The following is a 12,256-nucleotide window of genomic DNA, read 5'->3' as shown; positions in this document are numbered from 1 at the left end:
CGCATCGCCCCAAAGGTTCGGATCAGGTCCTTTGCGGCTTCTTCTTACCGGGCCATCCTGCCAGGGTCAATCCACTGAAAGGCATTTTCTTAGACCTTTAAACGCGGGTTCCGCGGGGCTCACCCGCGCGGCGCCTGCTATGTCCGGGTTGCCCGGCTGAGAAGATACTGTGAATCGGGTGCGTCCGGGACCAAATCCGCCGCCTCGTGCGTTGGACCGGGCAAGAGAGGTGAGAGGGATGACTGAAGCATTCACGCAGACCACGTTCAGCCAGCAGCAGGCGCGGCCGCAGCTCCCGACGCTGCCCACCGGGTGGCCGATCGGGTCGTACGAGTCCTACGAGCAGGCCCAGCAGGCCGTCGACCACCTCGCGCACGCTGACTTCCCCGTCGCCGACGTCACCATCGTCGGCGTCCAGCCGATGCTCGTGGAGCGCATCGCGGGCAAGATGAGCTGGAGCCGGATGCTCAGCAGCGCGGCCATGTCCGGCGCGGTGTTCGGCCTGTTCCTGGGCCTGGTGCTGAGCATGCTCAACCCGGCCGCCGGGCTGCTGTCGATCGTGCTCGGCCTCGCCGCGGGTGTCGTGTTCAACGTGGCCTTCGGCGCGCTGGGGTACGCGGCGAACCGCAACAAGCGCGGGTTCATCTCGCAGAGCCAGCTCGTCGCCCAGCGCTACGACGTGCTGTCGCAGCCGCGCAACGCCGAGAAGGGCCGCCAGCTGCTGGCGGACCTGGCCGCACGCTCGGCGTTCAACCACTGAGTTCCGGCGACTCGCCTCCCGGGCGCCCTGGCCGTTCGCGGCCTTGGGCGCCCGGTTTCGCGTTGCGGGCCTTGCCGAGAGGGCGGGCTGCCGTGCTGGTCGGGTCTCGTGCGCGCCTATGCCGGTTCTCACCGGCCTCACCACTCACGAACCACCCGCCCCGACGCCCCTTACCTCGTCGGCGGAGCGGCCTTCGTCGAGCTGCTCGGCGGAACCGGCGCCCCGGATGTCGCCGGAGCCTTCGGGATCACCGCCGCGAACGGCACCCCTGCGTCCTCCCGGCAGTAGCTGCGATAACCGTTGTAGCCGTTGACGTTCCCGCGGTCGTCCTGCGTTCCCAGGGTGACCTTCGGGCGCGGGAACTGGTTGTCCTCTCCGGTCATCTGGCTCGTGCCGGTGTCCTTCTCGCAGCCGTAGCGGGTGATCGTGAGCGGACGTCCGCGGTCGTCGTAGAGATAGACGTTCTCCAGCGGTTTGCCGTTCGCGTCGAAGGCATACAGATTGGTCAGTTCGTGCTGGCCGTAGCGCAGCGACTCGTTGCCGTGGACGTCCTGGTACATCGAGGAGGCGTACGACGGGGTGGAACTCGACGAGTAGGTGCGGTCCCGGACGAGGTTGACCGCCGCGCCGAGGCCGCCGAACGCGCTGCCCACCACGAACGCCGACACCGGCACCGCGATCCACAGCATCCGGCCGTCGACCTTGATCCGCGGGCCCGCCCACATCACCAGGCCCGCGCCGACGAGCAGCACCGGCAGCAGCAGGACCGCGTGCAGGTCCCGGATCATCAGCAGCAGCCCGAACGCCAGCAGCGCGAACCCGCAGACGACCCACCACGCCGGCTTCAGCGAATTGAGGTACGTGAGCGCGCGGTCGGCCGACCGGTCCTCCCGCATCGACTTCACCATCGCCCGCGCGCGGACCACCTCCGGCAGCTCCCGCATCGCGTCGAGCCCGCGCAGCAGCAGGAACGCCACGCTCACCGCGAACACCGGGGCCAGCAAGATCATCCCGGCCAGCGCCGCGGCATTGAAGCGCACCGCGGTGTAGAACGCGATCAGCGCCGTCCCCGCCGCGCAGAACATCAAGCCCCACAAGGCAAGCCGCGGTCCGACCCGGCCCGCCTTCGCTGTCGGCAGGACCTCGGTCGCGGCTTCCGGAACCGCCGGAGCGGGCGGGTAGCCGCCGGACGCCCGCAGCTCGGCCGCGTAGCTCTCCGGAGTGCCGAGCCGCGCGACGAGGTCCTCGACCCGTGCCGTCGCGCCCGCTTCCGACTCCATTTCGGCCAGCTGCGGCCGGACGTCCTCGAGCAGTTCCTCGATCTCGTTCGCGGGCAGGTCCGCGAGCGCGGTGCGCACCCTCGACAGGTACGTCCGCGCGGCCGTCGGCTTGTCCGTGCTCATGCTGCCTCTCCCCGATTCGTGCCCGCGGTTTCGCCTGTCCGCGCGGTCAGGCCCGCTCATTCACCAAACTGTCCATAATGGACGCGAAGCTGGTCCACGTACGCGCCGATTCGGCGAGCCGCGCCCGGCCCCGGTCGTTCAAGCTGTAGTACTTGCGGTGCGGGCCCTCTTCGCTCGGAACCACGTACGACGTCAGCAATCCCGCTTTGTACAGCCGCCGCAGCGTGCCGTACACCGAGGCGTCCCCGACCTCCGCCAGGCCGGCGACGCGAAGTCTTCGCAGCACGTCGTAGCCGTACCCGTCGTCGTCGCGCAGCACCGCGAGGACCGCCAGGTCCAGCACTCCCTTGAGCAGCTGACTGATCTCCACCGCGTTCCTTCCCGGTCCTGCGCGAGAGAAGCTACCACGCATAGCGCAGTAGTGTGCGCGGCGAGCGGCCGTCCGGCGGTATCGCTGCCCATTCGGCCGGTTCAGCGGGAGACGAACGGTCAGGTATACAGCGTAGACCTCGTGGTCTACAGTGTAGACATGGCCGAGATCCCGACCGCCGAACGGCTCGCCGCGGCGGCGCGCGAGATCATCGCCGCCGAGGGCGCGGCGGCGGTCAGCATGCGCCGCGTCGCCGAAGCCGCCGGAGTCACCGCGATGGCGATCTACCGGCACTACGAGAACCGCGAGGTCCTGCTGCGCGCGGTCGCCGACGCCACCGGCCGGGAATTGGGCGCGGCGTGGAAAGACCCGGCACCGGGCGGAGAATGGCTCGACCGCTTCGACGCGCTGCTGGACCGGTTCCTGGACTTCGCGCTCGGCCAGCCGCATCTGTACCGCTTCCTGATGGCCGACAGCTGGGCGCAGGCCCGGATATATCCGGACAGTTTCCGCGAACCCGGCTCGCCGCCGTTCACCGCGCTGGTCCGGCTGATCGAAGAAGGCATCCGCGAAGGCGTGCTGCGCGACGACGATCCGCTGGAAGCCGCGCTGACCGTCAGCACGCAGACGCAAGGCATGGTCCTGCACTACCTCGCCGGCCGAATGGGGGCCGCGGAACCCGAGTTCCGCGCGCTGTGCCGGCGTACTTCCCGGAGGATCTTCGATGGCCTCAGCACGTAATGCCCGCTGGCACGCCCCGGCCGCGCTGCTGTCTTCGGCGGCGCTCTTCTACTTCGGCACCGGGCTCGCGCCGATCGCCGCGCTGACTTGGCTCGCGCCGTTTCCCGTACTGCTGCTGGCGACTCGCGCCGGCGGCTGGACCACGGTGAGCACCGCGTTCGGCGCGTTCCTGCTCGGCACCGCGAATATGTGGGCCTACCAAGCACATTCCGGCGACGAACCGTTGTGGCCGTTCGGCGCCACCATCGATGTCGGGATGTCGCTGGTGTTCACGTTCGCGGTATGGCTGTTCTGGGCCTTGGTGCGCCGACACCGGACGCTGCTGGCCAGCCTGGCCGCCCCGGCGGCGTGGACCGGCCTCTTGTACCTGATCGCGACGCTGAACCCCATGGGGATGATGGGTTCCCTCGCCAACGACCAGGGCGACGCCCCGCTCGTGCTGCAAACCGCTTCGTGGGCGGGAATGTGGGGCGTCGAATTCCTGGTGCTGCTGCCCGCTTTCGCGGTCGCCGCGATGTGCGCGCCCGGAGCTTCGCGGCTGCGCATTGGCATTGTCGCCGCGATCATCGTGGTTTTGTCGCTCGGCGGCGGCGCATTACGGCTTTCCGGCGCGGGCGGTCCGTCGGTGCGAATGGCCGCTCTCACGCAAAATGCCGGCTATCACTGGGGTCCCGCGCTTGGCACTGCTCAAGGACGCGCCCTGGTGCAGGACTACATCCAGCAGATCTCAGCCATGCCGGACGGCGTGCGGCTCATTGTATTGCCAGAAGCCGCTTTCAGCGCCGAGGAGGAATGGCCAGCGGCGTTGGTGGAGCCGATGCGGCGCGCGGCCAAGGCCCGGGGCGCGGCGATCGTGGTCGGCTTCGAGTACTACGACCGGCCGGGCAAGCACAACTACGACTACGCGCTGGCCTTCCCCGCCGACGGTGCCGCACCCGCTCGGTACCTGAAGCACCACGACCTGGTGAGCCCGCCGGGCCGGGATCTGGTGTTCGTGCCCGGCACCGAGGTCCCGACCGGGCCGGTGATCTGCGGCGACACGACGTTCGCCTCCCCCAGCCGCGACTACGCCGCCGCCGGTTCGCGGATCCTCGCGATCCCGGCGGAACTGGCGGTCCCGCCGGGCAACAACAACGAGGGCGGCTGGCAGCACACCCGCAACGCACTGCTTCGCGGTGTCGAAAGTGGACAGTCGATCGCGCTCTCCGACGCGAACGGAAGCCTGATGCTGTCCGATGGCTACGGCCGCGTCCTCGGCGAAGCCCGCACCGGAGGACCGGCCCCGTTCACGACGGTCGTTGCCGATGTTCCGGCAGGCCCCGGTCAGACGTTCCACACGCGATTCGGTGATTGGTTCGCTTGGCTCGCGGCGGCGATTGCCGTTGCTGGCTTGGTTTTCACTCGCCTTCACGCGGCCTCGCAGCCTTCCTCCGCCGCCAACCCCGCAACGGTTGGTTCACGCCCTCACACATCCTGAAAGTTCACAGGCGTGCCGGGCACCGCGTCACTGCGGGCGGAGCAACCCTTCCAGCACGAGGGTGATGACATCGTCCGCCTCGGCCCGCCAATTGGGGCGGTCATGGGCCGCGCCGATGCCGTGCAGCACCATCATCACGGCACCGGAATCCACGTCGTCGCGGACGGTGCCCTCTCGCACGGCGGCGGCCACCAGGTCGGCGACAGCCTGTTCCAGCGCCTGACTGCCCTCGGCGAGGTCGCCCGAGCCCTCGGACATGAGCGTGGCGAGCGTCCGGGCAAGGCCTTCGTGGGCGTCGATGTGGTCGACCATGCCGCGCAGGAAGGTCGCCAAAGCCTCCGCCGCGGGCAGCGTGACCTGCAGCTCGCGGGCGCGTTCGCACAGCGCGGCGACTTCCCCGTGGTAGACCGCCTCGGCCAGCGCCTCCCGGGTGGGGAAATGCCGGTACAAAGTGCCGGTGCCCACTCCGGCGAGCCGCGCGAAGTCGTCGAAACGCAGGTCGAAGAACTCTCCGGCGTCGAAGATCTCTCGCGCCTTGGCGATCAGGACATCGCGGTTGCGCCGGGCATCGGCCCGCAGCGGCTTGTCGGCGGTCATGGGCTCCCTCGCGTTGACAAGTGGAGACTGTCTCCATATTTTGGAAAGTGGAGATCGTCTCCACATCGAATGCTACCCCGCGAGGTGCGGCGTGAAGATCCTGATGTTCGGCCGAGGCGTGATCGCCACCATCTACGGCTGGACCCTGCAACGAGCGGGACACGACGTCGAGTTCTACGTCCGGCCAGGCCGCGCGGCGCAGTACGGGGACACCGTCGACCTCGACCTGTTCGATACGCGGCGTCGGCAGCGCGTCGAGAAGTGGCCGGTACGCCTCCGCGAGCAACTCGAGCCGGACCACGACTTCGACCTGATCGTGCTCAGCGTGGGGCACCACCGCCTCGCGGAGGCGACGGCCTTCCTGGCCCCGCGCGTCGGCCAGGCCACGGTGTTGATCTTCGGCAACGTCTGGGCAGAGCCGCTGGACGCGATCGGCGCACTCCCGGCCGACCAGGTCGCCTGGGGCTTTCCCCAAGGCGGCGGCGGTTTCGACGCGGACGGCGTGCTCCGCGGATTCCTGCTGCGATCAGTCGTCTTCGGCACTCTCGGCCAGCCCCCGACCGACCGGGAACTGGCTGTGCGCCAAGCGTTTCGCGAAGCCGGGCTCCGGATCAAAGAACGGCCCGACTTCCGCGGCTGGCTGTGGGTCCATTTCGTGTCGGACGCGGGCCTGTTCTCCCAAGGCCTGCGGCTGGGTTCCCTGTCCGACCTGGCCGGGTCGACGCGCGACGTGCGCGAGGGCCTGCTGGCCGGGCGCGAACTCGTGCCGCTCCTCGAAACGCGCGGCATCGACCTGCGACGACACCGGGGCGGCCTGCTGCTGTTCCGAGCACCCACCTGGCTGACGGCCCCCGTGCTGGCCTGGCTGACCGCTCACGTCGCACCCGTGCGCGCGAGTTTCGCGGCACACAACAACCCCGACGCGCAGGAGCCGCGCGAGGTCTGCCGAGACACGCTGGCCGAAGCACGACGCTCAGGCATCTCGGCACCGCGGCTGGAAGCGGCGGAACCACTCTTCGCCCGCGAGGAGACGGGGCGAGCCTGAACTCGCCGATGTTCCGGCTGCACAAGGCTTTTCGCTGCCCAGTGCCTGTGAGCTTTTCGCGGTCCAGTGTCTGTGACGTGGAAGGAAAGGCCGCTGGTTCGCACGGTTCGGGCCTCATCACCTGTCAGTCGCGCCGCTCAGCGATCTCCCGTTCTCGCCCGACCGCAGCCACAACTGACCGCCCAACCCAGCCCCGTCGCCGGTCCACCGCGAGTCGCGCGGCTCAGTTCTCGCCCGGCCGCAGCCACAACTAACGGCCCAGCCCCAGCCTCGCCGCCGATCCACCGCGCGTCACGCCACTGCGCGATCTGCGTGTCCGAGCCGCAACTAGCCACAAGACCAGCGTCTCCCAGCAACGCGCGGCCTGCGATCGCCACACCCACCCAAACGTCCGCGCCGGGCGACCGTCCCGTGCGGCTAAGCCACCCGAGCCCGTCGCTGACACTTGGGACACGAAAACGACGACCGGTTCATGAACGGCTCCCGCCGGATCGCCGAACCGCATCGGCGGCACGGCATTCCTTCCTGGCCGTACGCGTCGAGCGAGCGCTCGAAATACCCCGACTGTCCGTTCACGTTCACATAAAGCGCGTCAAACGACGTCCCTCCCGCCAGCAGCGCGGCCGACATCACGTCACTGGCCGCGGACACCAGCGTTCGCCCTTGTGCGGCAGTGAGTTTCTCGGTCGGCCGCGACCAATGCAGTTTGGAGCGCCACAACGCCTCGTCGGCATAGATGTTGCCCACCCCGGACACCAGCGTCTGATCGAGCAGCGCGCGTTTCACCTCGGTCCGCCGAGAACGCAACGCGCGCACGGCGGCCTCCGGGTCGAACTTCGGATCCATCGGATCCCGGGCGATGTGCGCGATGGTGCCGGGCAGGTTGTCGCCGTCGACCTCGACCAGTTCGTCCAGGGCCAGGCCGCCGAACGTGCGCTGGTCGACGAAACGCAGTTCCGGCCCGTCGTCGGCGAACCGGACGCGGACGCGCAGGTGTTTCTCGTCCGGCACGTCCTCGGCTTGCACCAGCATCTGGCCGCTCATGCCGAGATGCGCCAGCACCGCCTCGCCGTCGGACAGTTCCAGCCACAGGTATTTGCCGCGCCGCCGGGCGGCCTCGATCGTGACGCCGGCGAGCCGTCCGGTGAAGTCGGCGGCTCCTTGCGCGTGCCGCCGGATGGCGCGGTCGTGCAGCACCTCGACGGCGCGGACAGTACGGCCGGCGACGTGCGCTTCGAGGCCGGCGCGGACGACCTCGACCTCGGGTAGTTCGGGCATGCGCTCATTCTGCCCGGCGCCCCCGACAAAAAACGGAGGGCCCGTGCCCTGGCAACGAAAAAACGGGGCCGGCCGACATCGAGTCGGCCGGCCCCGGGAAGAAAAACGACTCAGCTCGCGTCGTCGCCCGTGCCGAGTTCCTCCGACAGAGCCCGCCAGGCGGTCTCCGCGGCCTTCTGCTCGGCTTCCTTCTTCGTGGTGCCGTTGCCTTCGCCCAGCGCGCGGCCCGCTACCAGCACGGTGGCGGTGAATTCCTTGCGGTGGTCGGGACCGCTGTCCTCGACGCGGTACTCGGGCACGCCGAGTCCCCCGGAGGCGGTCAGCTCCTGCAGGCTGGTCTTCCAGTCGAGGCCTGCCCCGCGCAGCGGGGCCTCGGCCAGCAACCCGTCGAAGAGGTGGTGCACCAGCTTGCGCGCGACCTCGATGCCGTGCGCGAGGTACGTGGCGCCGATGACGGCTTCGAGACCGTCGGCGAGGATGCTCGCCTTGTCCCGGCCGCCGGTGAGCTCTTCGCCCTTGCCCAGCAGCAGATGCGCCCCGAGCCCGCCCTCGCCGAGCCCGCGTGCGACGCCTGCCAGCGCGTGCATGTTGACGACGCTGGCGCGCAGCTTCGCGAGCTGGCCCTCGGGCAGGTCGGGGTGGGTGGTGTAGAGGTGGTCGGTGACGACGAGGCCGAGCACCGCGTCTCCGAGGAACTCCAGTCGCTCGTTCGGCGGCAGGCCGCCGTGCTCGTACGCGTACGAGCGGTGCGTGAGCGAAAGACGGAGCAGCTCGGGGTCGAGAACGACCCCGAGCGCCTCGAGCAACGATGCGGGTTCGGCCGCGGGTCCTCCGACGGGCTTACCCCCCATGGTCGGCTGCCCGCTCAGGCGGGCTCGACGACCTGGCGGCCGTTGTGCTGGCCGCAAGCCGGGCAAGCGACGTGCTGGATTTTCGGCTGGCGGCAGGCGCGGTTGGAGCAGGGCACCAGCTGAACCGGAGCCGCCTTCCACTGGCTGCGGCGGGAGCGCGTGTTGGATCGCGACATCTTCCGCTTCGGGACGGCCACGAGTAGATCTCCTTCAAACGGTCTGCTCGCGGATGCGAGCGAACTTACTTCTCCCGGATCGAGCTGGACGCTCGTCAGGCTTGCTCTCCGGAGCCGTGCGCAGGCTTTTCGCCCGCGTTCTCGTCGAATCGCTCGACCAGCGCGGCCCACCGAGGGTCTATCTTCTCATGCCCGTGTCCGGGCTCGAGATCGGCCCACTTGACGCCGCATTCGATGCACAGTCCCGGGCAGTCCTCGCGGCACAGCGGGGCGAGCGGAAGCGCCAGCACCACGGCGTCGCGGACGGTCGGCTCGAGGTCGATCCGGTCGTCGATCAGGCGAGGGATCTCGTCCTCGTCGGTGGTCTCCTCGGTGGCCGATCCCGGGTAGGCGAACAGCTCGGTGAGATCGACTTCGATGTGCTCGGTGACCGGGTCGAGGCAGCGCGAGCACTCGCCGGCGGCCACTGCCGTGGCGGTGCCGGTGACGAGGACGCCTTCGACGACGGATTCGAGCATCAGGTCGAGCTCGACGGGCTCGCCTTCGCGGATTTCGAGCACGCCGGGGACGCCGAGCGCGGCCGGCACGGGCGCGGTGCGGCGCAACTCCCGGCTGAGTCCCGCGCGGCGGCCGAGCTCACGGGTGTCGACCACCCACGGACTGCGGTCGTCGAGCTGCGCGGGGCGGGGGTTCTGGGCAGGGTTTTCGGACATCGCCTACCAGCGTACGCAGGCCCCGCAACCTCGTTGGAGGCGGCCGGACCTGGCGAGCGCCGGGCGCGCGGCAGCCACGCGCCCCAATGTGGCATTGGGTGCATGCGACGCACCGAACGCCACATTGGGTGCGTCTGACGCACCCAATGCCACATTGGGGTTTTCTCAGTAGTGGGCCTTGAGAGGTCTGTGAAGGACGTTTGCGGGAGCGGAGAGCGGCGTGGCGTGGGTCGGCCGCATCGCCGCAGCTGCCAGCCGCCCCGCGCCGCATGCCACCGCGCAGCCCCGCAGGGAGACCCCGGTTTGCGCGGGGTTCCCGCGTCGCGCGACTGACCTGACGCGCGATGCCGAGGTCCGTGAGGGGAACCCTGAGGGACTCAGAGTCCCTCAGGGTTCCCCTCACGGACTTTCGCCAGGAACGGAGCCACACGGCCCGGCGGTGCTCCGCATCCCCTGGCCAGCCATCGCTACAACGCGAACCCGCCACACCGCACCACTGAGAAAACCTCATTGGGGCGCTCGCCCGCCGAGAGCCTCGGCATCCGTCCTCACCGGCCGGAACACCCGCGAGGAGCCTGGTCAGACCTGGTAGTCGTACAGCGTCGAGCGGCCGCCGCCGTGGCCGGTCGAGGGCGAGCGCAGGTGGTTGCGGCCCGAATCGACGGTGCGCAGCGTGGTGGCCAGCAGTTCGGAGAACTCGGCCAGCTTGCCGTCCACGTACGCGTCGCAGTCGGCGCGCTGGCGGTCGGCCTCGGCGTGCGCCTCGTCGACGATGCGCGCGGATTCGGCGTGCGCGGCCTGCACGACCTCGGTCTGCGAGACGAGCCGGGCCTGTTCGGCGCGGGCGTCCTCGATCGCGCGGTCGTAGGCGTCGCGGCCGGCCTGGATCATCCGCTCGGATTCGGCGCGGGACCGTTCGGTGAGGTTCTGGTACTCGGCCTGCCCGCCCGCGACCATGCGCTCGGCCTCGTTGTGCGCGTCGCCCAGCATCTGCTCCGCGCGGGCGCGCGCGTCGGCGAGGATGCGCTCGGCCTCGGACGTGGCGTCCGACACCGTCCGCTCGGCTTCCTCGTTCGCGCCGGCGACGGTCTCCCCCGCCTCCTTGCGCGCGGCCAGCAGCAGATCGTCGCGTTTGTCGAGCACGTCCTGCGCGTCGTCCACTTCGCCGGGAAGCGCGTCGCGGACGTCGTCGAGCAGCTCGAGGACGTCGCCGCGGGGCACCACGCAGCTGGACGTCATGGGAACCCCACGGGCCTCTTCGACGATCGTGACGAGCTCGTCGAGTGCCTCGAAAACCCGGTACACGGCCACTCCCTCAAGCAGTTTCCCCGATCACTGGCTTCCAGTCTGCCCGCTTCGCAGCCTGAACCGGTGAACGAGCACCCGACCGGGCGTGTCCTGGCACGCAGGGGAAGGGGCGGCCTCGCCCGCCGGTGAGACCGCCCCGCCGCGCCGCGATCAGCCGTTCAGATCGATCTTCTGGAAGGTGGCGTAGTGGTCCGGCGTGTAGACGAGTTCGCCGCCGTCGCCGGAGATCACCCGGTCCTCCGAGCCGACGTCGTACAGCGTGTAGTAGCCGGCGTCGCACGCGGGCAGGACGCCCTCGCGGTTCTGGTAGGTCGTGCCGTCGCTGAGGGTGCCCGCGCGCACGCCGTCGACGACCTTCTTGGCCTCGTCCGACAGCGTCGAGTAGCCGACCGGGCTCAGCTTCGACAGGTCGCCGCACTTGGCGGGCGTGCTGCCGCCGTCGATGTCGATGACCTGGAAGGACTGGTAGTGGTCGCCGGTGTAGAAGTACTCGCCGCCCTGGCCGGTCACGATCCGGCGGGTGCCGCGGTTGCTCGAACCGGGCGTGGGCACGGTGTACTCGTGGTAGTAGCTCGACGCGCAGGAGGGCAGGATCCCCTCGCGGTTGGTGAACACGACGCCGTCGTTCTTCGGGTACGGGAACGGGCCGTTCGTCTGGATGAGCTTGTAGGTGTCAGTCGCCTGCGCGGGCAGCGCGGACAGCTTGACGTGCGTGAACCCGGACAGATCCCCACAGGAGTTCTGCTTCGGCTGCACGGACGCCGGCGCCGCCGGGGACATCGGAACGGCCTCCGCGGCCGTGCCAAACCCCAGGAAACCGACCAGCAGTGCGAAAAGGACACCGACTATGCGGCTGCGGTTGTTGGTCATTTTCGGACGGTAACCCGGTCGGGTAGTCCGCAGAATGACGTGAGGTGAACAGCTTCAGGCCGCGGCCGAAGTCCCGACGAAGGCTGTAATCCGTTCAGGCTAAATCGGCCGCCGGGCTGGCGTTTCGGCCGGAGGCGGTGCTCAGTCCCGAGCTGCTCAGTCCTGTTTGGCGTAGACCGCGACGAGGCGTTCGTACACCACCGGCGGCACCAGGTTCTCGATGTCGCCGCCGAGCGCCGCGATCTCCTTGACCAGCGAGCTGGACACGAAGCCGTACGCCGGGTTGTTGGCCATCAGCAGCGTTTCGAGGCCGGTGAGCTCGCGGTTCATCTGGGCCATCTGCAGCTCGTAGTCGAAGTCGCTGACCGAGCGAAGGCCCTTCGCGACCGCGGCGATGTCGTTGTCGCGGCAGTAGTCCACGAGCAGGCCCTGCCACGAATCGACGCGTACGTTCGGCAGCTTCGCGGTGATCTCGCGCAGGATCTCCATGCGTTCCTCGACGCTGAAGAGGCCCTTCTTGCTCTTGTTCACCCCCACCGCGACGACAACCTCGTCGAAGAGCGCCGAAGCACGCTCGATGATGTCGAGATGTCCGTTGGTGGCCGGATCGTAAGAACCGGGACAGACCGCACGCCGCATGGCGCGGACGCTATCAAGCCACGCGGTC

General features: G+C 69.3%; 14 protein-coding genes. 4 read left to right on the top strand and 10 right to left on the bottom strand.

The genetic code is table 11. The features are described 5' to 3' along the window. Nucleotides 1-238 precede the first annotated feature (238 nt). A complete protein-coding gene (locus ABD156_RS38125; RefSeq protein ID WP_344285862.1) occupies nucleotides 239-760 on the top strand; it encodes a YflT domain-containing protein in 522 nt (173 codons plus the stop codon). Nucleotides 761-930: 170 nt separating this feature from the next. Here ABD156_RS38125 and ABD156_RS38120 read toward each other — a convergent pair whose 3' ends face one another. Both ABD156_RS38120 and ABD156_RS38115 read right to left on the bottom strand, forming a co-directional pair. Then, nucleotides 931-2,163, bottom strand: a complete 1,233-nt coding sequence (locus ABD156_RS38120) for an HAAS signaling domain-containing protein (protein WP_344285859.1) — start codon at nucleotides 2,161-2,163, stop codon at nucleotides 931-933. A 46-nt stretch (nucleotides 2,164-2,209) separates the two neighbouring features. Next, the gene (locus ABD156_RS38115) at nucleotides 2,210-2,533 is read right to left on the bottom strand and encodes a PadR family transcriptional regulator (RefSeq protein ID WP_344285855.1); all 324 of its coding nucleotides are present in this window, start codon (nucleotides 2,531-2,533) and stop codon (nucleotides 2,210-2,212) included. Between the two features lie 159 nt (nucleotides 2,534-2,692). Between ABD156_RS38115 and ABD156_RS38110 the strand changes: the two genes are divergently transcribed. Next, nucleotides 2,693-3,274 carry a TetR/AcrR family transcriptional regulator gene (locus ABD156_RS38110; RefSeq protein WP_344285852.1) on the top strand — a complete coding sequence of 194 codons (582 nt, stop codon included), beginning with the start codon at nucleotides 2,693-2,695 and terminating at the stop codon, nucleotides 3,272-3,274. Then, nucleotides 3,258-4,751: a nitrilase-related carbon-nitrogen hydrolase gene (locus ABD156_RS38105; protein WP_344285849.1), complete on the top strand. Its 1,494-nt coding sequence runs from the start codon at nucleotides 3,258-3,260 to the stop codon at nucleotides 4,749-4,751. Before ABD156_RS38110 ends, ABD156_RS38105 begins: the two co-directional genes overlap by 17 nt. Nucleotides 4,752-4,778: 27 nt before the next feature. On the opposite strand, the gene ABD156_RS38100 is transcribed toward ABD156_RS38105, so the two are convergent. Continuing rightward, nucleotides 4,779-5,348: a TetR/AcrR family transcriptional regulator gene (locus ABD156_RS38100; protein WP_344285846.1), complete on the bottom strand. Its 570-nt coding sequence runs from the start codon at nucleotides 5,346-5,348 to the stop codon at nucleotides 4,779-4,781. Nucleotides 5,349-5,439: 91 nt separating this feature from the next. Here ABD156_RS38100 and ABD156_RS38095 point away from each other — a divergent pair, with 91 nt between their 5' ends. Continuing rightward, nucleotides 5,440-6,393 carry a ketopantoate reductase family protein gene (locus ABD156_RS38095; RefSeq protein WP_344285843.1) on the top strand — a complete coding sequence of 318 codons (954 nt, stop codon included), beginning with the start codon at nucleotides 5,440-5,442 and terminating at the stop codon, nucleotides 6,391-6,393. Between the two features lie 417 nt (nucleotides 6,394-6,810). Here the strand turns inward: ABD156_RS38095 and mutM are convergent, their stop codons facing one another. The 7 genes from mutM to coaD all read right to left on the bottom strand — a co-directional run bounded on the left by mutM (nucleotide 6,811) and on the right by coaD (nucleotide 12,228). Next, nucleotides 6,811-7,671 carry a bifunctional DNA-formamidopyrimidine glycosylase/DNA-(apurinic or apyrimidinic site) lyase gene (gene mutM / locus ABD156_RS38090; RefSeq protein WP_344285840.1) on the bottom strand — a complete coding sequence of 287 codons (861 nt, stop codon included), beginning with the start codon at nucleotides 7,669-7,671 and terminating at the stop codon, nucleotides 6,811-6,813. 110 nt (nucleotides 7,672-7,781) lie between these two features. Continuing rightward, on the bottom strand, nucleotides 7,782-8,522 hold the full coding sequence (rnc, locus tag ABD156_RS38085; protein WP_344285837.1) for a ribonuclease III: 741 nt from the start codon (nucleotides 8,520-8,522) through the stop codon (nucleotides 7,782-7,784). A 14-nt stretch (nucleotides 8,523-8,536) separates the two neighbouring features. Then, entirely contained in the window at nucleotides 8,537-8,719 is a 183-nt protein-coding gene (rpmF, locus tag ABD156_RS38080; RefSeq protein ID WP_009074209.1) for a 50S ribosomal protein L32, read from the bottom strand. 74 nt (nucleotides 8,720-8,793) lie between these two features. Beyond that, nucleotides 8,794-9,411 carry a YceD family protein gene (locus ABD156_RS38075; protein ID WP_344285833.1) on the bottom strand — a complete coding sequence of 206 codons (618 nt, stop codon included), beginning with the start codon at nucleotides 9,409-9,411 and terminating at the stop codon, nucleotides 8,794-8,796. A 579-nt stretch (nucleotides 9,412-9,990) separates the two neighbouring features. Beyond that, nucleotides 9,991-10,716: a DivIVA domain-containing protein gene (locus ABD156_RS38070; RefSeq protein ID WP_344285830.1), complete on the bottom strand. Its 726-nt coding sequence runs from the start codon at nucleotides 10,714-10,716 to the stop codon at nucleotides 9,991-9,993. Between the two features lie 153 nt (nucleotides 10,717-10,869). After that, nucleotides 10,870-11,589, bottom strand: a complete 720-nt coding sequence (locus ABD156_RS38065; protein ID WP_344285827.1) for a ribonuclease domain-containing protein — start codon at nucleotides 11,587-11,589, stop codon at nucleotides 10,870-10,872. A 156-nt stretch (nucleotides 11,590-11,745) separates the two neighbouring features. Beyond that, complete coding sequence (gene coaD / locus ABD156_RS38060) at nucleotides 11,746-12,228, bottom strand: pantetheine-phosphate adenylyltransferase (RefSeq protein ID WP_344285825.1); 483 nt, start codon at nucleotides 12,226-12,228, stop codon at nucleotides 11,746-11,748. Between the last annotated feature and the right edge of the window lie 28 nt (nucleotides 12,229-12,256).

This window comes from Amycolatopsis albidoflavus (assembly GCF_039525725.1).
GTDB lineage: Bacteria > Actinomycetota > Actinomycetes > Mycobacteriales > Pseudonocardiaceae > Amycolatopsis > Amycolatopsis albidoflava.
Note: the sequence above shows the minus strand (reverse complement) of the source record. Positions and strands in the feature narration are given on the sequence as shown.